Here is a 21,760-nt window from a genome sequence, read left to right as displayed (position 1 = left end):
CCTACGCTGGGTACAGGCGCATCAACCACAGCTCAGTTCAGCGAAGGGACCCACCATGTCCATCACCCCGTCCGCAGGTTCCATCCACCTCGTCATCGCAGGAGCCGGGCCCGCAGCCCAGGCCCTGGTCCGCCAACTGACAGGCAGTAGCACTACGTCGCGACAGCCGGGAACGGCAGCGTTCCACGGCACCATCACGGTCCTCAGCAACCGCGACGACTGCCCTGATGCGCTGCTGGAGATAGCCGCCCTCCCCCAGGTCTCCGTGCGTTTCGGCCAGGCCGCGAGCTTCATCGATGTCCAGACCCGCACGGTCACCACCACCGAAGGCCTCGAGTTCCCCTATGATCAGCTGGTCATTGCGACCGGGTCCTCCCCGATGTTCCCGCCCGTCCAAGGCGCTGCGCGTAGCTTGAGCTACTCCACCATCGACGACGCCGAGCAGATCGGCACCGCGGTCAAGGACATCACCCGGGTCCTGGGCCGTCGTCCGCTGGGGATACTGGTTGGCACCGGTCCGGCAGCCGGCCAGGCCGAGGCCGTGCTCCGCGCCCGCGGAGTCCGGCCCATCCGTACCACTTTGCGTCCAGCTGCCGTCATGCCTTCCGTCGCCGGCTCGGTCCTGCCTGCTACCGGGATCGTCTTCGAAGACGGGAGCAGCATGAACGGTGATCTTGTGGTGCTCGCCGAGGAACGGCTCCCCCGCAATGGGCTCGCTGAAAGTGCCGGCCTGCAAACAGCGCCCGACGGCGGCATCAGGGTGGGGCGCGACTTCGCCACTTCGGTGCCCGGCATCTGGGCAATCGGCGACGCCGCTTCCCGGGACGGCATGCGCCTTGGGCTCGTCTTGTCCTCGAATGCCGCGGCGGCACATTGCGCCTCCCGGCTTGAGGAAGACGCCAGGCTCCGCGCTTCCAGTGCCACACGGTCCGAGCGTTCCGAACGTTCCGCCGCTGCTTGAGGGGAGCCTCCACGGCAGCCGGGCGGTGTGGCAAGATGGTCATTTGACGAGCCGCGACCCTTGCGGCGCACCGGGCCCGCCACGGAAGGACCTCCATGAGCAACGAAGCCTCCACCGCACTGGACAATAGTGCAAGCATCGCTTCATACATCGACCACACTCTCCTCAAGCCAGAGGCCAGCGAGGCCGAGGTGCGCCAAGTCTGTGCCGAGGCGGCGGAGTACAAGTTCAAGTCGGTGTGCGTCAATCCGATTTGGGTCAAGACCGTAACGAAGGCCCTCAAAGGTTCCGGAGTGCTCACTTGTTCGGTTGTCGGCTTTCCGCTGGGCGCGACTCCCAGCGACGTCAAGGCTTTCGAAGCACGCGGTGCCGTTTTGGATGGTGCGGACGAAATCGACATGGTGATCAACATCGCCGCGGCCCGGGCCGGGGACAAGGGCGCGTTGGTGGATGACATCACCGCCGTAGCGGAGGCGGTCCACGCCGGCGGAGCCATCCTGAAGGTCATCATCGAGACGGCCCTGCTGAATGACGAGCAGAAGGTCCTCGCTTGCGAGGCATCTGTCGAGGCCGGGGCTGATTTCGTCAAGACCTCAACCGGTTTCAACGGTGGCGGCGCCACGGTGGAAGACGTTGCCCTCATGCGCAGGACGGTGGGCCCGGAGCTGGGCGTCAAGGCCTCCGGTGGAGTACGTTCCTTGGCCGATGCACAGGCTATGATTGCTGCTGGTGCAACACGTATCGGTGCGAGCTCCGGAATTGCCATCGTCAAGGGTGAACAAGGTTCATCCTCGTACTGAATGTCACGGAAGCCGCCATAGTTTTTGAGCCCCACGGGGCCGAGGAGGAAAGCATGTCCCAGAACGCCAGCCAGCCCATCGAAAAAGAGAACCCCCTGGCCCAGAGCATTCTGCTCTTTGTGTTCAGCATGGTCCTGTTCCTCGGCGCCATCTACTCGCTGACCTTCCTGACGCTGGAGAACACCTGGCCGATGGCCGTCTGCCTAGTCCTCTTTGGCCTCGCCTTCTGGATCCCGCAGACCATCCTCGGCCGCTCCAACTCGGCTGGCGAAAGCTAAGACCTAACTGCAAAAGCTGTGGCCCCGGACTTCGGTCCGGGGCCATAGTGGTTTAAGTGTGACTCCTTCGAAACCAAGTAGTACCACTCGCATTGGACTGCGAAAAACGGGTAACACCACTCGTTGTTAGTTAAACACTGCGCATGCCAGCATTTGGTCATCGATTGAATGGGCAATCGAAGCAAGAATTGGTAATTGCGAATTCCTTGCCGCTTCGCCTGTTCTGGGGAATACCAATTCAAAAAGGAGTTTCACTCATGCGCAAATTGAGCAAAAAGGGAAAAGTCTACGCCGTTGCAGCATCGGTTGCCCTTGTGGCAGCAAGCGGCGGAGCAGCCTTCGCCTACTGGACCACCACCGGCACCGGGTCGGGAGGGGCGGCCAACTCGGCAGGCGGAGGAACGGTCACCCTGCACGCCACCTTCGCGGCCGGCCTGGCACCAGGCAACTCGACGTCTGTCGCCTACACGGCCGACAATGCGAGCAACACCGACACAGTTGTGGGAGCCCTCACCGCAACGGTATCCACCAGCGATCCCACGCATTGCCTCGCTTCCTGGTTCACGGTTACCGCCTCGACCTCGAATTCGCCCGTGGCACACAACTCAACCGGCACGTCCGTCGGCAGCGGAACGCTGACCTTCCTCAACGACGCCGCCAGCCAAGACTCCTGCAAGGGCGCCACGGTGACGGTCACGGTCGGAAGTCTCTAGCCATCCAGCTGGTGGGCCCGTCACGGGCCCACCAGCTTGTGCTGTCCGCACAGAATCCACGCAGAACAGACCCAGAGGAGGAACCGGTGCCACGCATTCCGGAGCTATTCCGATCGCCGATCCGCACCGTCCGCGCGGGAGCTAAAGTGCTCCTGGCAGGCCTTCTTCTGGTGACCCTCACATCGGGCGTAGTGCTCGCCGCCAACAGCAACGGCACCCAAAACCCGCCCAAAGGCATTACGCTTCAGCTGGCACCCACCAACAGGACCGCCGTTCAGGGAACGTCGGCAAGCTACAACGTGGTGGTCCAGCCTTCGGGCGGCTTTACCGGGAATGTCTCGTTGTCGGCCACTGGGCTGCCGGCAGGTGCCACGGCATCGTTTTCTCCCGCCGTCGTAGCCACCGGGCCCGGATCAGGGTCAGCAACCCTCGACGTGTCCACCACTTCCGCCACACCTCTTGGAACCTACTCCCTGAGCCTCAAGGGCAGCAGCGGGACGCTACAGTCCGCCGTCGTCGTCGTTTCCTTGACGGTGACCGCCGGCCAGCACCAGCCGTTCACCATCTCAGGCGGCCCCACCGGAGTTCTCGCGCCGGGCTACGGCGTGCCGATTGATCTCCAGTTGGCGAACCCGGGCAATTCCAGCCTCAATGTCACTGGCCTCACTGTTTCCGTCACGGGAGTCACCCGGACTGCCCAGGCCATGGCTAACAACCGGCCGTGCAATCCTTCGGACTACGCCGTGACCCAATTCAGCGGCAGCTATCCGATCGCCGCCCCGCCGGGCAATTCCTCCCTTTCCGGGAACGGAATTCCGGCGGCTCAATGGCCCCAGATAAAGATGCTGAATAGCTCGCTCAACCAGGACGGTTGCAAAGGCGCAACCCTCCAGCTTTCCTACTCCGGAACGGGACAGGGCAACTGACATGACTTCCAACGGACGGCTGAAGATCAGCGGAGGCCGGGGCGTCAAGGCCGCATTCCTGGCAGGCGCGCTCACCCTGGCACTCGGTACGGGGACGGCGTTTGCATACTGGGCCACGAACGGCTCCGGCAGCGGCTCCGCTGCCACCGGCGACATGCAAACGGTGACCGTCGACGCGCTCGTTCCCGGTGACACCCCGACGTCGATGCTGATCCCGGGTGGGACAGCCGACATAGTGCTTCGGGTGACCAACCCGAACCCCTACCCGGTCCAGGTGTACAGCGTCATGGGCGACGGACCCGTCACCGCCGACACCGCGCATCCTGCCTGCACCACTACGGGCGTCACCTTCGCCGGCTCTCCCGGTCCACTCAGCCCGTCCGTTTCCATCCCCGCGAATTCGACAGCGTTGGTCACCCTCCCCGGGGCGGCGGGCATGGATGCAACATCCCAGCCGGCCTGCCAGGGTGCCACGTTCCACCTTCCAGTCACGTTGGCGGTCCGAAAATGAGCACTAAACCACTGCACCACATGCCCCTCACCGTCGCTTGGCTTAGGACCCGTGCGCCGTGGGTACTGATCGGAATCCTCCTGGTGTCCGGCATCGGTTCGGCGGCCTACGCGTTCTGGCAGTCCATCAGCAGCAGCAACTTCGCCGCTGCCGCCGGGGACGCCGTCATGCCTGGAAGCAAGCCATCCGCCTCTGCCACTGGCGCCGATATCTCAGTGAGCTGGACACCTGGTACGACGGCGGGCGGCAGGGCCGTTACCGGCTACACCGTGGCCCGGTACAACGCGGCCACCGGCGGATCCAAAACCCCTGCGACAGGGGCCTGCGCAGGCACTGTTACGGTCCTCAGTTGTGCCGAACACAACGTCCCCGGCGGAATATGGTTCTACACCGTCACCCCGGTCATCGCACTCTGGACCGGCGCTGAAAGCCCTCGCAGTGACGCCGTCAGCAGTGACAGCACACCGCCGGTGGCCTCCGTTGCGTCCATTTCCCCGACGCCCAACGCGTCCGGCTTCAACAACAGCAGCCCTGTCATCGTCAACCTGACAGCCCAGGACAACGCAGGCGGCTCCGGCGTCGCATCGATCACCTACGCCGTTGATTCCGGTAGCCAGACCACGGTGAATGCCGCCAACGCGGCCGTTACCGTCAGTGGCGACGGAACGCACGTCGTGTCCTATTTCGCGACCGACAACGCAGGCAACTCCTGCGCCTCCCAGAATCTTGCGATCAAGATCGACACGGTGGCACCCGGCGCGCCTTCGATCATCGTGCCCACGTACGTGAACAGCGCCAACGTTGCCGCTGTCCCGGTCAACGGCACAGCTGAGCCCGGATCAACGGTGACCCTTACAGTCACGGATCCCGGTGCTGCCCACACGCTGGCAGGAACAGTGACAGTCAGCGGCTCCGGAGCGTGGACGGCAACCGGCCTCGACCTGACCTCCCTGAACCAAGGCACCGTCACGTATGCCGCAAAAGCCACGGACGCTGCAGGCAACACCGGCTCCACGGTGACCGTCACCAGCATCAAGGACACAGTGGCCCCGGCCGCCCCAACGATCTCCGCCCCGCTGTACGTCAACAGCGCCAACGTTGCGAACGTGCCAGTCAACGGCACGGCGGAGGCTGGCGCGGCGGTAACCCTGGTCGTCACCGACGCCGGGGCCGCCCATACGGTAACGCAAACAGCGACGGCCAGCGGCACCGGCGCATGGTCCACAACCGGGCTCAACCTGGCAGCCCTCAACCAGGGCGCCGTCACGTACGCGGCCACCGCCACGGACGCCGCCGGCAATACCGGGACTACTACCACGGTTACTAAAACCAAGGACACGATCGCGCCCGGATTGCCGTCGATAAGCGTCCCACCATTCGTGAATAGCGCCAATGTGGCCAACGTCCCCGTCAGCGGCACCGCCGAATCTGGCACATCAGTCAGTCTGACTGTCACGGACCCCGGTCCGGCGCACACGGTGCAACAAACCGTGACGGCCAGTGGCACTGGTGCATGGTCCACGACTGCACTCAACCTCACGGGGCTGAACCAAGGCACGGCCACCTACCAGGTGACAGCGACCGACGCGGCCGGAAACGTGAGCGCCACCGTTACGGCGACGAACACGAAAGACACGGTTTCCGCTACTCCGGTGGTCAACGCTCCTGCCTTTGTGAACGGCGCGAACGTAGCCAGTGTCCCGGTCAGCGGAACCTCCGACGCCGGAGCGTCAGTCAGTCTGACTGTCACGGATGTCGGCACCCCCACTCACACCGTCAGCCAGACTGTCACCGCGACGGGCTCGGGGACCTGGTCTATCAGTGGACTCAACCTGGGCACGCTCAACCCCGGTGCCATCAGTTACTCGGCAACAGCCACGGACCCCGCCGGCAATGTCAGCGCCGCGGGTACGGCAAGCAGCACGAAGGACGTCGTGCCGCCTACAGTGACAGGGGTTGCACTGTCGAACGGTGGCAACACTGTTGGCACAGCTGACGTCTTAGACTCGGTGACCATTACCTATTCGGAGCGCATGGATGCGACCAAGTTCTGCCCAGGTTGGAATAACACCGGAACTCAGGTCCTGAACAGCAACAGCGATGTCGTCGTCACCCTCCATGACAACGGGTCCAACGACACTCTGACCGTCTCCAGCAGTGCATGTCCCTCCCTCAACATCGGGACCGTGGCCTTGGGCGGAAACTATGTTAGCTCCGCGACGGCAACGTTCCAGGGCTCGGGCAACGGGAAGGTTTCCTCGGTTCAATGGGATCCGGCCCTCTTCAAGCTCACGATTGTCCTCGGCACCAACAAAACCGGGACTCTAGCGTCGAGTGTTGCCGGAACCCCGTCCTACACCCCGCCGTCTGGACTGTCCGACCTGGCTGCGAACCCACTCGGCACAACGCCGTTTACATCAGCAGGTACGTCAAGGTTCTGACGTCGGGTCCCGGCGTCAGAACCAGCAAGTTCTGAAATCCACCGTCATCCACCCAAGCCGAGCATGAGCGCCAGGAGCGCCGGCCACTGGTTTCGGAGCAATGCCCACGCCGCTAGGCCAAATCCAACCATCGCGTAACCACCCACTGGAATCAGGACCAGCCATTCCCGCCGTGAACCGGCCTTGCCGAGCAAGGGAATGGAGAATGCGCCGTTGGCCCGCCAGATTCCGCTCACGAGGGGCAGCTTGCGCCAGAACTTCGGCGGCTTGATGACGATGGGCCACAGGAGCGGCACTCCCCCGGTGGTGATCATGTCGCCGACAATGTGGACTATCACGCCGGTGAGCATGGACAGCGGCAACCAGCTCCATTGGTGCGGAGCGAACCAGGTCACCAGTCCGGCCATAGCAAGGGCAAAAACCCAATTGACCAGCCACCCCGAGTTCGGGAACAGCTTCAGTGCTTTTGCGGCCAGGTTGATCATGAACATGCATAACAGCCCGGCCCCCACGGACAAACGGCCCACAGGAGTATCCAGCTGGAACTGGGCGGCCATGGCGGCGAGCACCACGAAGGCCGAGGCGCCCAGGAGTGAATGGGTTCCTTGCCGGTGCCCTCCGCTGGCCTTCTCGATCCCGACGGCGATCACGTTCGACAACGGCGGCAGTGAGTGGGCGATGGTGCTTGAGCGGTGGTCCCAATCGCACACCAAAGCAGTTCCCGCCGTCGTCATCGCCCCGATGAGGATTCCGGTGGCGTCCAGCGGGTACCAGCCCAAGGCGTACGGGCCGGTTGAAGCGATAGCTATCCACGCCGCAGCCCCGGACGCGGCGTGGTGTCCTCCCATCATCGCTTAGCCTGCGGTCTGCGAAGCGCTGGACGCCGGCGAAGCCGGGAAGAAGATAGCTTCGATCACAGTGTTGGCCCATTCCAGGATTTCGGCGTCCTGCAGGTCGCGGCCGCCGATCCTTGCCGTCTTGGGCTTGGGGAGCAGCACGGCGTCGAGGGCCGGCTTGATCTGCGATCCCGGGTACATGCGGTTGAGCCGCATGACCTTGGATTCGGGCAGCTGGGCGGGCGAGAAGCGGATGAAGTTGCCTTGGAGCGCGACGTCGGACAGCCCGGCTTCGCGGGCACCCACCCGGAAACGCGCGACGGCGATCAGGTTCTTCGCGGGCAGCGGCGGCTCACCGTAACGGTCCACGAGTTCGGCCAGTACCTCGTCGATGGCCTCGTTGGTGATGGCCGCGGCCAGTTTCCTATAGGCCTCGAGGCGCAGGCGTTCGCCGGGCACGTAGTCGTGCGGTAAGTGGGCGTTGACTGGCAGCTCGATCTTCATGTCGGCGGCCTTCTCTTCGGCCTCGCCCCGGTACTCGGCCACGGCTTCGCCCACCAGGCGGATGTACAGGTCGAAGCCGACTCCTTGGATGTGCCCGGACTGTTCCCCGCCCAGCAGGTTGCCGGCACCGCGGATTTCGAGGTCTTTCATGGCCAACTGCATACCCGCGCCAAGCTCGTTGTGGGCCGCGACGGCCTTGAGGCGTTCGAGCGCCACTTCGCCCAACGGCTTCTCGGAGGGGTACAGGAAGTAGGCGTAGGCGCGTTCCCGGCCACGGCCCACGCGGCCGCGCAACTGGTGGAGCTGGGAAAGCCCGTACTTGTCCGCGCCGTCCACAATCAGGGTGTTGGCGTTGGAAATATCCAGGCCGGTCTCAATGATGGTGGTGCAGACCAGGACGTCAAAGCGCTTCTCCCAGAAGTCCACGATGATTTTTTCCAGGCGACTCTCGGACATCTGACCATGCGCCACTTCCACGCGGGCTTCGGGGACGAGTTCCCGGATCTGGGCGGCGATGCGCTCAATCGAGGACACCCGGTTGTGGACGAAGAACACCTGGCCTTCGCGCATGAGTTCGCGTCGGATCGCCGCGGAGGTCTGCTTGTTGGTGAACGGCCCGACGTACGTCAGCACGGGGTGCCGCTCCTCCGGCGGCGTGGCCAGGGTGGACGTTTCGCGGATGCCCGTGAGGGACATCTCCAAGGTACGCGGGATGGGAGTGGCGCTCATGGCCAGGACATCCACGTTGGTGCGCATCTTTTTGAGGGCTTCCTTGTGCTCCACGCCGAAGCGCTGCTCCTCGTCCACGATCACCAGGCCAAGGTCCTTGAACTCGAAGTCCTTGGACAGCAGGCGGTGCGTGCCAATGACCACATCCACGGAGCCATTCTTGACTCCCTCCATGGTTTCCTTGGCTTCCTTCGCACCTTGGAACCGTGACAGCGGCTTGACGCGCAAAGGGAATCCGGAGAAGCGCTCGGTGAACGTTTCATAGTGCTGCTGGGCGAGCAGAGTGGTGGGAACCAGAACTGCGACCTGCTTGCCGTCCTGTACCGCCTTGAATGCGGCACGCACGGCGATCTCGGTCTTCCCATAGCCGACGTCGCCCGAGACGAGGCGATCCATGGGGATCTCGCGTTCCATGTCAGCCTTGACCTCGTTGATGGTGGTGAGCTGGTCCGGCGTCTCCACATACGGGAAGGCTTCCTCAAGCTCCCGCTGCCATGGCGTGTCCGGAGCGAAGGCATGCCCTCGCGAGGCCATTCGGGCGGAGTACAGCCTGATGAGCTCGCCCGCGATTTCCTTCACGGCCTTGCGGGCCTTGGACTTGGTGCTCGCCCAGTCCGCCCCGCCCATCTTGCTCAACGACGGCGTGTCGCCACCGACGTAGCGGGTCACCTGGTCCAGCTGGTCCGTGGGCACGAAAAGCCGGTCGCCGGGCGCACCGCGCTTGGACGCCGCGTACTCGAGCACGAGGTACTCGCGAAGACCGGCATCTCCCCCGGAGGAACCGGCAGATGAGCCGGCCACCTTGCGCTGGATCAGCTCCACGAACTTCCCGATCCCGTGCTGTTCGTGGACCACGAAGTCGCCTGCGTGCAGCTGGAGGGGGTCGACGGCGTTGCGCCGCTTCGAGGGCATGCGCCGCATGTCCTTCGTGGAGCCGGCCGACGAGCGGCCCAGGAGGTCCGCTTCCGTGAGGAGCCCCAGCTTGAGGCCGTCCAGGACAAAACCGCGACCGACGGCGGCAGTGGTCACCTCGATGATGCCTGCCTGGGGTTCGTGGGCCAGGGAGTCGACGCGGGAACACGGGATATCAGCATCATGGAACAATTCGGCGAGGCGCTGGGCAGGCCCGGGGCCGTCCGTCGCCACCACGATGCGCCATTGGTCCCGCACATGGGAACCGATGAATTCGAGCATTTCCGCGACGTCGCCCTGGTATCCGCGCGGTTCACGGGCGTGCAGGTTCAGGACGTCGATGTCGAGGACCAGGTCTTCGTCGGTCGCCAACGACGTGATGGACCACCAGGAGACGCCGTGGGCCAGCGCCGCACTCCGGGTGTCCGTCAAGGATTGGAAACTGGCCGCGTGCAACGCTGAAGCGGCTTGGGAGCCCAATACCGAGTCGAGATCGAGGGGCGCCGCCCCGCCGTCGGACGCCGTGGACCAGGCCGCTTCGAGGAACTCCTCGTTGGTGGCGGCGAGGTCATGCGCGCGGGTGCGGACCTTCTCCGGTTCAATGACCACACCGATCGAACCTGCCGGCAACTGGTCCACGAAAGGCACCATGGCGTCCACCAGGACCGGCGCCAGGGACTCCATGCCCTCGACGGCGATGCCGCCCGCGATCTTTTCCAACATGTCCGCGGCGGCCGGCATGTCGGCCTTGAGCTTCGCGGCGCGGGACATGACCGCCGGCGTGATGAGGATTTCCCGGCAAGGCGGGGCGTGCAACTCGCTGGGGTGGTGCACGGCCGGACCCGAGAGCGAACGCTGGTCGGCCACCGCAAACCAGCGCATCTGGTCCACTTCGTCGCCGAAGAATTCCACCCTGATCGGGTGGTCCTCGGTGGGTGGGAACACGTCCAAAATACCGCCCCTGACGGCGAATTCACCACGGTGGGTAACCATGTCCACGCGCGAGTAGGCAGCGTCGGCAAGGCGGCGTACCACGTCGCTGAAGGGCATTTCCTGCCCCACCCTCAATGTCACCGGGACCAGCTCTCCGAGGCCCGCCACGACCGGCTGGACCACGGCGCGAACGGGCGCCACGACCACCCGCAGGGGTCCCGCCGTCGAGCTCTCCGGGTGGGCCAGGCGGCGAAGGACCGAGAGCCTGCGGCCCACGGTGTCCGAGCGCGGGGAGAGCCTTTCGTGCGGCAGGGTTTCCCAGCTGGGGAAGGCCGCCACTGAGTCCGCGGGGAGATAGGCGGCCAAGGCCTCGGTGAGGTCCTCGGCTTCTCGACCCGTTGCCGTGACGGCCAACACCACGGCGCTGTCTTCAAGCTTCCGGGAGGCGAGGCCGTCGGCCATTTCCGCCAGCAGCGCGGCCCTCAAGCCTGCGGGGGCGCTGATCTGGTAGTCGTTGCTGCGTTCGCCGAACGCCCGCGAAGCCTCAGGCCTGACCCGCGCGAACGTCCGGTCCTCACCCAGGGCACGCCGCAATCCATCAAGGGATGCGACAGTGCCGGCAGGGCTGATTCCGGAGTTGACCGCTAATGGTTGGCCTTTGGGGCTCATGGATGGCACTCCTCGGAAGAGGGAAGTCGGATAGGGAAAGGCAGCACGAAAACCCGAAATTCTCTCGAATCCCGGGGCGTTCCTAGCCTACCCCGCCCACACCGTAGGATGTTTGGGAGCCGCAAGAGCTTTCAACCGAGATATTCACGGAGGACCCCCATGGCCCTGAACGCATCCACCACCCTGCCCTACGGCGTCGACCGCGTAGCAGCTACTTTCATTGACGAAGACTTCCTGCGCCACACGAGCGAGTATGTCGGCGGCACGCTGGAATCATTCCAGATCGACGGCGACGTCGCCGGACCCTTCACCACCACAACGGTCCGCACCCTGCCCACCACGCGCCTCCCGGAGATCGCCCGCAAATTCGTGGGCGAGAAACTCACCGTCACCCAGACCGAGAAATGGGACGCCCCGACGGCCGACGGCTCCCGGACCAGCCACATCTCCCTGAAGATTTCCGGCGCACCGCTGGATGTCACCGCAGTGCAGCGCCTGGTGGCCGACGGCGGCAACACCCGCGTCGAGCTCGAAGGTGCCGTCACGTCGTCGGTTCCATTCCTCGGCGGCAAGATCGCCGACGCAGCCGAACCGATGGTGGGCAAGGCCTTGAACATCCAGTCCCAGCAGGCCCAGGCCTGGCTCGAAAGCCACTAGCGTGCAGCTGGCAGCCGGGCTGTCGATTGTGCTGATCGTCGCAGGCGCGTGGTCACTGATTGTGTGGCCACAGTTCCTGCGCCGCGTCATGGCCGACTCCCGTGCCCGCGACGCCAACGGGAAAGCCACGAAGTTCCTCACGGTCCACGTCGTGTTGGTCACCATCTCCATGGTGCTCGGACTCGCGACGGCGGTCATCGGGATCACGGGGCTGCTCACCTAACGCCCCTTCCGAGCCCAACTAGCTCGCATTTGTTGTCGTTTTGACGGCTCATAACGACAACAAATGCGAGTGAGTTGGGTGCCTCGGCTAAAATTGAACACAGGTGCGCCGGGAAGTCTGGTCGGCAACAGTTTTGTCGACCCCGAACTCCCCAAGGAGCCACATGGCGAACCGTCCGCACCGCGCTGCCCCTTCCAGGGTTTTGAGCCGCTCCAGCTTCCCCGAGTACCAACGGATCCTGGCTATTCTGCGCACTGAAACCGTCGGCGGCGCACTCTTGCTCGCCGCCACGGTGGCCGCGCTCGTCTGGGCAAACTCACCCCTGGCGAACGGCTACTTCGCACTGCGCGAAGTGAAGATCGGCTACGCTCCCTGGCATCTGGAATTGAGCCTGGGCCACTGGGCCTCCGACGGGCTCCTGGCCGTTTTCTTCTTCATCGCCGGGCTGGAGCTCAAGCGTGAATTCGTGGCCGGGGAACTGCGGAAGCCCGCAAAAGCAATCGTCCCGGTGGCGGCGGCAGTGGGCGGCGTGGCCCTTCCCGCGCTCATCTACGTGGTCATCAACCTCGGCTCGGGCGCGGAAACACTCAAGGGCTGGGCTATCCCGACGGCCACGGACATCGCGTTCGCGTTGGCTGTCCTGGCAGTCATCAACACGCATTTGCCCGCCGCGTTGCGGACCTTCCTGCTGACCCTGGCCGTGGTGGATGACTTGATTGCTATCGGCATCATCGCGTTCTTCTACTCGAACGGCCTCGAACCCTTCATGCTGCTGGCCGCTGCGGTGCCCCTGGCCCTCTTTGCTTTCCTCGTCCAGAAACGGGTTCGCAGCTGGTACCTGCTCCTCCCCTTGGCGGCGGCCACCTGGGCCTTCGTCCACGCCTCGGGAATCCACGCCACCGTCGCCGGGGTCCTGCTCGGTTTCGCCGTACCCGTCGTGGCCTCAGGCAAGAAGGGTGAACCTGCGGCCGGGCTCGCCGAAAGTTTCGAACACCGCTTGCGTCCTTTCTCCGCAGGCTTTGCCGTACCTGTTTTCGCGTTCTTCTCTGCCGGCGTGGCTTTGGGCGGCGCCGAGGGACTCGGAGCTGCCCTGAGCGACCCGGTAGCTATAGGGATCGTTCTGGCCCTCGTGGTGGGCAAGACGGCAGGAGTCTTCGGCACTACATTCCTCATCACCAAGACCACCCGCGCGCGGTTGGATGACGGCCTGACATGGATCGACGTCGCGGGGCTGGCCATGCTGGCGGGCGTCGGTTTCACCGTCTCCCTCCTCATCGCCGAGCTGGGCTTCGGTACCGGTTCCCCGCACGATGACCACGCGAAAGTGGCCATCCTCGCCGGTTCCCTCGCCGCGGCGGTGCTTGCCGCCGTCGTGCTCAAAGCCCGCAACCGGCACTACCGCAGCGTCGCGTGGGAGGAGCAAAGGGACGCCGACGGCGATGGCGTCCCCGATGTTTTTACCCGCGCCTGATGCACCTGGTCACGTTCGCCCGCGTTGGGCGGTTCGAGGATAAGCCGGCCGTCATCGATTGCCGCGCAAGAACCGGACGATCCTGCCGGTCACCCGGCCGGGACGCCTGGCAAGATCGGTAAAGCTGGTCCTGTTCAGGACGGTTTCTTCCAAGGACGCCACCCTTCGGCCCAGCTCGTCCACACTTGAATTTATCCGCTCCGCCAACTCGCGCAACTCACGGATCGCACCTTCTTGCTGGCCGTGCATCTGGGCCAAATAGAGCAAGGTTCCGTATCCAGTCTTGCCTGCCTCTTCGCGAAGGTAGACATCACGCACATAGCGGTCGAACTTCTGGTGGTCATCGGCACCGGCGATGACACTGTTTCCCATGTCGCCGCGCTCTGATGGTCGATGGCACCAGTAGGCAAGGGGCTCGCCGTCCAGCAATTCAATGGGAGACGCCGAAAGGAAACGGAGGTTGAACTCCCAATCCCCCACGGCGTCCAGCGCTTCGTTGTAACACCCGATCCGCTCCAGGATGGAACGGCGGTACAGGAAGGAAATCGGCACCACCCGGTTGCTGCGAAGCATATCGGACAAGGTGATCGCCCGAAGCTCATGCTCAAACCCCTGGGAGCCGGTCTGCTCGATGACTCCGCCGCGGATTTCCTCATAGACGATATCCGTCCGGACGGCCACGCCCTGGGCCTGCGGCGCCCCCTCGAGGAAGCCCACGGTCTTCTTCAAGAAGTCCCTGTGCCAACGATCGTCGTCGTCATGAATGGAGATGAACTCCGAGTCCGTGGCATGGATTCCCGCGTTGGACGCGGCCTCCATGCCTTTGCTGGCCTCGTGATGGAGGATCGTCAGCTTGCCGGCGGGAAGGTGGTCCCAGGTCCTGGCGAGCGCGTCTACGGGAACAGGATCCCCGCCGTCGTTCACGACGACCACCGCAACATCCTCGAAGGACTGGTCAAAGATGTCCGCGAGCGCCCTGCGCAAGAGGACCGGCCGGTTTTTTGTGCGTACGACGACGGCGACGCGGGCCTGGGCGTTCATCGACGGCCTCCGGAAACACGGCGCAGCAGGTTGGCACCTTCGCGCAACATGGAAGCGGTCCTGAACGATCGTGATTGCACGATTCGTTCCTTTTCATCCAGGGCTTCATTCCGTTCATGCAACAGTAGATCGCGTTGCGAGCGGACGTCGTCCCACTCCGTCCAGAGGCTGGCGATACCGCCGCTCAATGCACGGAACTGGGCCCGTTGGCCGCGGGCCTGTTTGGCCCACTCCGAGTCCGATTCAAGCGTCACGACGTCCCCCAGCCCCTTTGCTGCTTCGACGCCTGTCGCCGAGAAAATGCTTGCGACGGCGTCCCACCAGTTCTCGTGGACGGCGTGTATCTGGGGACGCAGCGAGTCGAGGTGCTCGCGGATTTCCGCGCGCCTCGTCCATGCTTCGGCGATCGCAAGGTCGAAACCGCCGATGTCGAGGCTGCTCAGCGGCAAGGCCCAGTCCTGCACACCCCAGTTGCCCATGGCTCCATGCAATCTCACATCCGAGTAGGAGTCATTCGCGAGCGCAACAACCGGCACGCCGGCAGCTAGGCCGAAGACCACAGGATGGTAGCGGTTTGTCAGCACTAGCTCCGATGCCACCGTCAATGCCGCGGCCGCGGGGGCCGGAAGCACGGGGCAAACGTGAACCCGGCCGCTCCGGGAGTGTGCCAGTACAGTTTCATGGGACTCGTGGTCACCGCCCTGGCCATCTTGGCCAAGGTGGCCGACGTGCGGGATCAGATAGACCGGAAGGCCGGTCAGCTCCACGGCCCGGTCCAACACCTCTCCCAGCTTTGCAAGGCTGCGGGTTCCGTCCCGCCAGGATTCGGGACCAAAGGTCGCCGCAATGAAAGGGCCGGCCGGATACTCGAACCCTTCCCGGGCTGGATTTTCCGCGCCTACCGATCCGGGCAGTGCGCCTACCGATCCGGGCGGTGCGCCTACCGATCCGGGCGGGACCAGGAAGCTGGCATCGTCCAGGACCCTGATGAGCTTCCCGGAACCCAGGCCCATCTGGAAGCCCAGCGCATAGGAGGATGGCTCCCTCGCACCCACCAACGCCGCGTAATCCAAGAGCTCATGGAGAATTTGCTGATCCTGGGGTAACAGCGTGGGACCGAAAGTCTGTCCGCTCACAACCAAGGGCTTGCCCAGTTCGTTCGCGATAAGGCCCAGCGCCGCACGTTCATAGAGCAACCATCCATACAATGAATTCATGTTGCCGCCGCCCGCGATCAGCACGCCGTCGGCCGATTTCACTTCGTCAATGACCCGCCACACCGAATCTTGCGGGGGCAACGCCGTCCTGTCTCCGCGAGCCGCCCGGCGGACGAGCTCCAAGTGGTTGCTGCGCTCTGCCGGCGGCCAGGGGAACACCAAGGTGTCTATCGCGGCCGTGCCGTAAAGCTCCCCGGTTTGTCCCGGGTCGCGGGTGAGGAGGACGATTCCGGCTTGCAACCGGGCTCGAAGTTCATCAGCCGCTGCGATTGCCATCGCCTCGTCACCGACGTGGTAGGCCACCTGGCCCAAATCGCCTTGTACCAGAATCTTCAACGCTCGGTCCTTCCCTAACCATGCACGCAGTGGTTGCAGTGGCTAGGCTCCCAACCACTTCCGGATGCGCTGAAACAGCCTATCGTTCTTCTCCGGGGACTCCGAACCTTGACGATTCTCCGGGTTTTGAGTGCTGACACCCAGGAAATGCCACGACGGGAATGATACGAGTAGCCGATATTTCAAATGGAGTAATGAGTCTTTCAAGTAGGGTGGTTGGCACGCTGTTTGGCCGGTTTCGGCAGGAATACCTTGCTGCTATGGACGCGAATAGTATGGAACGAGTGTGGCATGGGGCCCACAGGAAAGCCCAAGAGAAGAACTGGTCATTGATCTTTGTTTGGGCAATTCTCGGTCTCATGTCGATTTCGGTGCTCATCGCAGCGGTACCCAAATGATGCGGTGACTAGGCCAACGGTACAAAAAAGCTCGGACCGGTTTTTGCGGGTCCGAGCTTTTCTTTGCCTCGTAGGCTTTTCAACGTCATCTCGTAGGCTTTTCAACGTCATATAGTCGGCCGTGAACCCCGCAGCATGGCTGCGTTGGTGCGTCCGGCCCTTACTGCATCAGTCCCGCGACGGCGGCGAGAATTGTCGCGGCGACGAGGACGAGCAACATTCCCACAACCACGAATTCCGCCCTGCGGACCCGATGCTGGCTCCGGCGCCATTCGCGCCTGCTCTCCAAGGTAATCATGCTTCGAGGCTAAGTCCGGCCCGGAGCCCGAAATAGAGTGGACGCTACTCGACCTCGGGCTACCCGCATTAGAGAGCCTGGGACACCCCTTGGCCCGCCTCGGCTTGGCGCAGCGCGTCCTCCGCGGCAACCCATGCGAGCATGGCGCACTTTACCCGGGCAGGATACTTGGCAACCCCGGCCAGGGCGGCAGCGTCCTGCAGCAGTTCCTCATCCGCTTCCAGCTTGCCGCGCGAACGCATCAATTCCCGGAAGTGATCGATCGTGTGGCGAAGGGACGTCGGGGACATGCCCGGTGCCATTTCACTGAGGATGGACGCGGAGGCCATCGAAATGGCACAGCCGTCACCGTCCCAATGGATCTCCGTGACAGCCTGTCCGTCACCGTCGGTGCCGAGACTCAGCCGGAGGGTGATTTCGTCCCCGCAAATGGGATTGAGCTGGTGGCTCTGTCCCGTTCCGCCCTGTCCCGTTCCGCTCTGTCCCGGGCCGGGAGTGCCCATTGCCGCGGCCGGAAGCTTGGCGAGGTCTCCACCGCTGCGGGTCTTGGAGTGCTCCAGGATCAGCTGCTGGTACAAGGAATCCAGGCCGCTCATAATGTGGCTCCGGCAGCGGTTACACCAAAGTATGGCCTGATCTGCGCGACGGCCTCGACCAGCAGGTCGACTTCTTCGGACGTGGTGTACAGGTACGTACTGGCCCTGGTGGAAGCGCTCAGGCCCAGCCTGCGGTGCAGGGGCTGGGCACAATGGTGACCCACCCGGACGGCGATGCCCAGATCATCGAGGTACTGCCCGACGTCGTGCGCGTGCACTCCGGCGACGTCGAACGCGGCAAGTCCGGTCCGTTCTTCTCCTGGACCGGGTCCCAGCACGCGCACGCCGTCGATAGCGCTAAGGCCTGTGACAAGCCTTTGGCCAAGCTCCGCCTCACGAAGGGCGATCCGGTGCATTCCTGTTTCGCTGAGGTAGTTTGCTGCGGCAGCCAGTGCCACCGCCTGAGAAATAGCCTGGGTTCCGGCCTCGAAACGCTGCGGGGCGGGCAGGTACTGGGCTTCCTCCATGGTCACGGTAGTGATCATGGAACCACCGGTCAGGAACGGTGGCATGGCATTGAGTAGTTCGCTGCGGCCATAGACCGCGCCGATACCCGTGGGCCCCAGCATTTTGTGGCCGGAGAATACCGCGAAATCCACGTCCAGGGCCTTGAAGTCCAAGGGCAGGTGCGGCGCGGACTGGCAGGCGTCCAGGACCACCAAGGCGCCCACTTCCCGGGCCATCCGGACCAACACGTCCACGGGGTTGATGTTGCCAAGCACGTTGGAGGTGTGGGTGAAGGCCAGGATCCTGGTGCGCGCGGTCATGAGGCGTGCTGCTTCCTCAAGACGCAGCGCACCGGCGTCGTCCAGGGGAATGTACTTGAGGCTTGCTCCGGTCCGCCGGCACAATTCCTGCCAGGGGATCAAGTTGGCATGGTGTTCCATTTCGGTGACAAGCACTTCGTCGCCCGGCTTGAGGGCAAAACGCCCGGCGTCGCCGGCTGCCCGCCCCACGCTGGCGTTCGAAAACGAATAGGCCAGGAGGTTCAGCCCGGCGGTGGCGTTGGCGGTCCAGATCAGCTCATCGTCCTGCACTCCCACAAAACGTGCCACGGTGGCACGCGCTTCCTCGAAGGCGTCCGTGGCTTCTACCGCAAGATGGTGCGCGCCGCGATGGACGGCGGAGTTCCGCTGTTCATAGAATTCCTGCTCAGCCTCGAGAACGCTCCGGGGGTTCTGCGAGGTGGCTCCCGAATCCAGGTAGACCAGCGGTTTGCCGTTGATTTCCTGCTCAAGAACGGGGAAGTCGTTGCGGATGCGACGGACTTCATCGTCATCGAGTGCGGAAACCTGGGCATCTCCCCTCGCGGGGGTGGAAACCATTGTCAAAACCGGTGCTCCTTGTTAGGACTACGTGGCAATCGCCAGCGGCTGACCGCCAGGAGTGGCGGCGTCACCTAGTAATTGTCCCACCAATCGGCTTCGCTGCCTTCATCCGCGGAGCGCCGACCCTACTCCTCCGGCTTCGCCAACTCGTCCCACAGTTCGGAGAGCTTCTGCCTGCGCGAAACCCCGAGCTTGCCGTAAACCCGCTGCAGGTGGGCGTTGACCGTGTTCACCGCGATACCCAATCGAGCAGCCACCTCAGCACTGCTCAGCCCGGAGGCCACCAAGGCGGTGACTTCCCGTTCACGCTGTGAAAGCTTGACAATGCCGGGAAGGACCGAGGACCCGGTCTCCGGACCGACCGGGTGGGGCTCGTCAAAAGCGAACGCTTCCTCCTGGTCGAACGCTTGCTGAGGTTCCCCCGTGCTTACTTGCCCTGTTCCCATTTCCTGTCCTGCTTCCTGTCCCGACGGTATGCCGGACTCGACGCTCCACACCAGTTCGGACACTCCCGCTCCCAGCTGCCTGTATCCCCGGCTGCCGGTGCGGGCAGCCAGGCCGAGATTCAACATTTCGAGGGCCCGGTGTCCCTTCTTGGCGGCAGAACCGGCAAGTTGGAGCAGTTTCCGGTGCGAGTGTTCCGCGCCAACCAGCACTGACCGGGCGGCGGACGAATAGCTTTCGGCGAGCTGCGAGGCGAGATAGTTCCCGCCGCTGGCCCGCGAGTCGTAGGCCGCCAAGGCGCGACGTACCTGGTTGACATCGCCCAGCAACCACGCAGCCGCGGCAAGTCCTCCGAGGGCCGGCGGCAGGAGTCCGTCGGGGTCGGCTTCATCGAGCCGGGCCTTGGCCTGGCGGAATTGTTCACATGCCAGTTCCAGGCTCCCCTGCCTGGCGAGGACGAGCGCCCTGTAGAGGTGGGCGGAGCCGCCGAAATAGCTCATCCGGTTGCTGAAGCTGGAACTGCCGGCGCAGAACATTTCGGGGCCACCCCATTGCCCGCGCCAGATCAGATTGGACCCGTGGATGGTCAGCACCGTGGAGTGGAAGTCCACGGGGCACCGTGGCAGCCGCCCCACGGCTTCGAGGGCCAGCGTCGAAAGGGCGACGGCGTCCGCGAACCGTCCGCTGACGGCCAGCCCTTGGGATACGAGGGCCATCAACAGCACGCCAGCCTGGGTAGGCGGTGGTGGATGGCGCTCCGTACGCAATCCAGGATCGACCAATTGGCTATGGCTAAGCCTTTGGAACAGCTCACCACTGGCTGAAGGCCAGGTGCCGTTCTGCGCATCCAGATACAGCTGGAGAACATCCAGTTCGTCCCGGACGGCCGAATGGTCACGATGGGCCTCCCCGCCCGGCTGGATTCCGACGGCGGCAGCCTCCAGCCGCCGTCGGGCATCCTGGAGGACCGCCTGCAGCACACTGGCCCCGGGCGATGTCGGCAAAAGCGCATGCAGCAGGAGCCATACCGCGTGGGCGAAGTCCAGAGTCAGGACGTCGGGGGTGTTCGCCACCAAACCCTTCAGGACCCTGACCGCCCCGGAGAAATCCCTTGTTTGGTAGAGGGCCCTTGCCAGTTCCACACCTGCAACCAGTCCGAGTTCCGGCGCCTGCACCGCTTCCGCGGACCGCCGGGCCCTCCGATTGTCGTGAATGTCGTTTGCGGCAATGGCCACGGCCAAAAGATCGGCGTCGGGCACCGGCAGACCACTCGCCTGTTCGAGGTCCACGCGACGGAACAGCGTCCAAAGCGAGTCATCGGCAACGGGTGAAAACGACGCGTAGATGCTCCGCCGTAGTTCGAGGATCCGTGCAGCTCCCAGCTGCTGCCGGGCCAGCCTCCCCTCGATGGCGTGGCTGAGCGTTGCCGTCTCCTGGCTGTCTTTCTGGACACGGATCGTTCCGTCGGCCCGCAGCGCTTCGATCGCCCGCTTTTGGACAAGTTGGTCAAGGACTGCCAGCGGTATGGGCTCCCCCACCGCCAGAATGTCCACGACCTGCCGCTGCGGCACGGAATAGCCCTCAAGCCGGTGGCGGGTCAGCTCGAGCGCTTGCGAACCGTCCAGGCGGATCGGCCCGGACAATATCCAGGAATCAGCCTGCTCCACGATCTCGCCACGCGCCGCGGCTTCGTCCACCAGCAACTTCGCGGTCTGCAGGTTTCCTCCGGTGAGGGCATGGATGTCCCGGACCAGGCTGCGGGCAGCACGCCCGCCGAGGCGATCATCAAGGAATTCGCGGAGCTGCTGCTCCGTAAGATCATCCAGCGTCACAACGGAAAGCTGCCGTGAAACCACGGACTCCATGAGTTCCATCCTCAAGGGCCGGTCCGAGCGGTGTGTGGCAATCAGGCGGATGTCCGGTTCAACAAGCAATTGGCTCAGGAGCCAAAGGGACATGTCATCCAGGAAATCGATGTTGTCCAGCACCAGCAAGGCGGCGGATCCGGATGTCGCAGCCCCACGTATTGCTTTGCGGCAAGCTGCCACGATGGAACCCGGCCACACCTTGGCCCTGGCCGGCAGGTCCGGAACAAGCGCCATGGCGATTCCAAAAGGAATGTCCGCGAATGACTCCGAGACGTTGTGGGCGATTACGCTAAAGGACCCGCCCAGCACTGAAGCCGCGGCGTCCAAGAGGGTGGTCATTCCGGAGCCGCCCGGTCCCGAGATGACTATCCCGGCCGGTTCCGGCCCTGACAAGGCAATGACAATCTCCTGGAGCTCGGCTGCCCGAATAATCGGGGGCGAGGTGTGGGTCCCTTCGGTTTCGTCCATGGTCCTGTCTCATCTTCGGGCCGCCGGACACACGTTCCTGACGGCTGTGGCACGGACCGGTGTCATTTCCAAACGTTACCTCCGGGTTTCAGCCCTGAATTGAGTGGTAACTACTTGGTTTTCCGGGGCTACTAGCGCGGAATATCCCCGCTCCACGGGGCCTCCAGGCGAAGTGCCAAGGCGTCGTTTCCAGGCCGGTTCC

General features: G+C 64.0%; 18 protein-coding genes. 10 read left to right on the top strand and 8 right to left on the bottom strand.

The genetic code is table 11. The annotated features are described in order from the left end of the window. The first annotated feature begins 55 nt into the window (after nucleotides 1-55). The 7 genes from ACFVTG_RS09060 (at nucleotide 56) to ACFVTG_RS09030 (ending at nucleotide 6,630) form a co-directional block, all read left to right on the top strand. Nucleotides 56-961, top strand: a complete 906-nt coding sequence (locus tag ACFVTG_RS09060; protein ID WP_390279702.1) for an FAD-dependent oxidoreductase — start codon at nucleotides 56-58, stop codon at nucleotides 959-961. A gap of 95 nt (nucleotides 962-1,056) precedes the next feature. Continuing rightward, a complete protein-coding gene (deoC, locus tag ACFVTG_RS09055; protein ID WP_390279699.1) occupies nucleotides 1,057-1,761 on the top strand; it encodes a deoxyribose-phosphate aldolase in 705 nt (234 codons plus the stop codon). 53 nt (nucleotides 1,762-1,814) lie between these two features. After that, entirely contained in the window at nucleotides 1,815-2,039 is a 225-nt protein-coding gene (locus ACFVTG_RS09050; RefSeq protein ID WP_284752548.1) for a hypothetical protein, read from the top strand. A gap of 257 nt (nucleotides 2,040-2,296) precedes the next feature. After that, a complete protein-coding gene (locus tag ACFVTG_RS09045; RefSeq protein ID WP_390279697.1) occupies nucleotides 2,297-2,752 on the top strand; it encodes a hypothetical protein in 456 nt (151 codons plus the stop codon). A gap of 86 nt (nucleotides 2,753-2,838) precedes the next feature. Continuing rightward, nucleotides 2,839-3,678 (top strand): hypothetical protein, encoded by an 840-nt coding sequence (locus tag ACFVTG_RS09040; protein ID WP_390279695.1) that lies wholly within the window; start codon nucleotides 2,839-2,841, stop codon nucleotides 3,676-3,678. A gap of 1 nt (nucleotide 3,679) precedes the next feature. Continuing rightward, nucleotides 3,680-4,189 carry a hypothetical protein gene (locus ACFVTG_RS09035; RefSeq protein WP_390279693.1) on the top strand — a complete coding sequence of 170 codons (510 nt, stop codon included), beginning with the start codon at nucleotides 3,680-3,682 and terminating at the stop codon, nucleotides 4,187-4,189. Beyond that, entirely contained in the window at nucleotides 4,186-6,630 is a 2,445-nt protein-coding gene (locus ACFVTG_RS09030; protein WP_390279691.1) for a beta strand repeat-containing protein, read from the top strand. Before ACFVTG_RS09035 ends, ACFVTG_RS09030 begins: the two co-directional genes overlap by 4 nt. 44 nt (nucleotides 6,631-6,674) lie before the next feature. On the opposite strand, the gene ACFVTG_RS09025 is transcribed toward ACFVTG_RS09030, so the two are convergent. Together ACFVTG_RS09025 and mfd are read right to left on the bottom strand one after the other, a co-directional pair. After that, nucleotides 6,675-7,481: a metal-dependent hydrolase gene (locus tag ACFVTG_RS09025; RefSeq protein ID WP_390279689.1), complete on the bottom strand. Its 807-nt coding sequence runs from the start codon at nucleotides 7,479-7,481 to the stop codon at nucleotides 6,675-6,677. Between the two features lie 3 nt (nucleotides 7,482-7,484). Continuing rightward, nucleotides 7,485-11,213: a transcription-repair coupling factor gene (gene mfd / locus ACFVTG_RS09020; protein ID WP_390279687.1), complete on the bottom strand. Its 3,729-nt coding sequence runs from the start codon at nucleotides 11,211-11,213 to the stop codon at nucleotides 7,485-7,487. A gap of 159 nt (nucleotides 11,214-11,372) precedes the next feature. Here mfd and ACFVTG_RS09015 point away from each other — a divergent pair, with 159 nt between their 5' ends. The 3 genes from ACFVTG_RS09015 to nhaA all read left to right on the top strand — a co-directional run bounded on the left by ACFVTG_RS09015 (nucleotide 11,373) and on the right by nhaA (nucleotide 13,564). Continuing rightward, on the top strand, nucleotides 11,373-11,870 hold the full coding sequence (locus tag ACFVTG_RS09015) for a DUF2505 domain-containing protein (protein ID WP_284752541.1): 498 nt from the start codon (nucleotides 11,373-11,375) through the stop codon (nucleotides 11,868-11,870). 1 nt (nucleotide 11,871) lies between these two features. Next, nucleotides 11,872-12,093, top strand: coding sequence for an SCO4848 family membrane protein (locus tag ACFVTG_RS09010; RefSeq protein ID WP_284752540.1), 222 nt, complete (start codon nucleotides 11,872-11,874; stop codon nucleotides 12,091-12,093). 163 nt (nucleotides 12,094-12,256) lie between these two features. Then, a complete protein-coding gene (nhaA, locus tag ACFVTG_RS09005; protein WP_390279685.1) occupies nucleotides 12,257-13,564 on the top strand; it encodes a Na+/H+ antiporter NhaA in 1,308 nt (435 codons plus the stop codon). 51 nt (nucleotides 13,565-13,615) lie between these two features. Here the strand turns inward: nhaA and ACFVTG_RS09000 are convergent, their stop codons facing one another. The 6 genes from ACFVTG_RS09000 to ACFVTG_RS08975 all read right to left on the bottom strand — a co-directional run bounded on the left by ACFVTG_RS09000 (nucleotide 13,616) and on the right by ACFVTG_RS08975 (nucleotide 21,558). Further along, nucleotides 13,616-14,605 (bottom strand): glycosyltransferase family 2 protein, encoded by a 990-nt coding sequence (locus ACFVTG_RS09000; protein WP_390279683.1) that lies wholly within the window; start codon nucleotides 14,603-14,605, stop codon nucleotides 13,616-13,618. Next, a complete protein-coding gene (locus ACFVTG_RS08995) occupies nucleotides 14,602-16,158 on the bottom strand; it encodes a polysaccharide pyruvyl transferase family protein (RefSeq protein ID WP_390279681.1) in 1,557 nt (518 codons plus the stop codon). Before ACFVTG_RS08995 ends, ACFVTG_RS09000 begins: the two co-directional genes overlap by 4 nt. A 558-nt stretch (nucleotides 16,159-16,716) precedes the next feature. After that, complete coding sequence (locus ACFVTG_RS08990) at nucleotides 16,717-16,854, bottom strand: hypothetical protein (RefSeq protein WP_390279679.1); 138 nt, start codon at nucleotides 16,852-16,854, stop codon at nucleotides 16,717-16,719. A 68-nt stretch (nucleotides 16,855-16,922) separates the two neighbouring features. Then, nucleotides 16,923-17,450, bottom strand: coding sequence for a Fe-S cluster assembly sulfur transfer protein SufU (sufU, locus tag ACFVTG_RS08985; protein WP_390279677.1), 528 nt, complete (start codon nucleotides 17,448-17,450; stop codon nucleotides 16,923-16,925). After that, complete coding sequence (locus ACFVTG_RS08980; RefSeq protein ID WP_390279675.1) at nucleotides 17,447-18,781, bottom strand: SufS family cysteine desulfurase; 1,335 nt, start codon at nucleotides 18,779-18,781, stop codon at nucleotides 17,447-17,449. Before ACFVTG_RS08980 ends, sufU begins: the two co-directional genes overlap by 4 nt. Before the next feature lie 122 nt (nucleotides 18,782-18,903). Continuing rightward, nucleotides 18,904-21,558, bottom strand: a complete 2,655-nt coding sequence (locus tag ACFVTG_RS08975; RefSeq protein WP_390279673.1) for a LuxR C-terminal-related transcriptional regulator — start codon at nucleotides 21,556-21,558, stop codon at nucleotides 18,904-18,906. Nucleotides 21,559-21,760: the final 202 nt, after the last annotated feature.

Origin of the sequence: Arthrobacter sp. NPDC058127 (assembly GCF_042884555.1) — a bacterium.
GTDB lineage: Bacteria > Actinomycetota > Actinomycetes > Actinomycetales > Micrococcaceae > Arthrobacter.
This window is presented reverse-complemented; position numbering and strand designations above follow the sequence as displayed.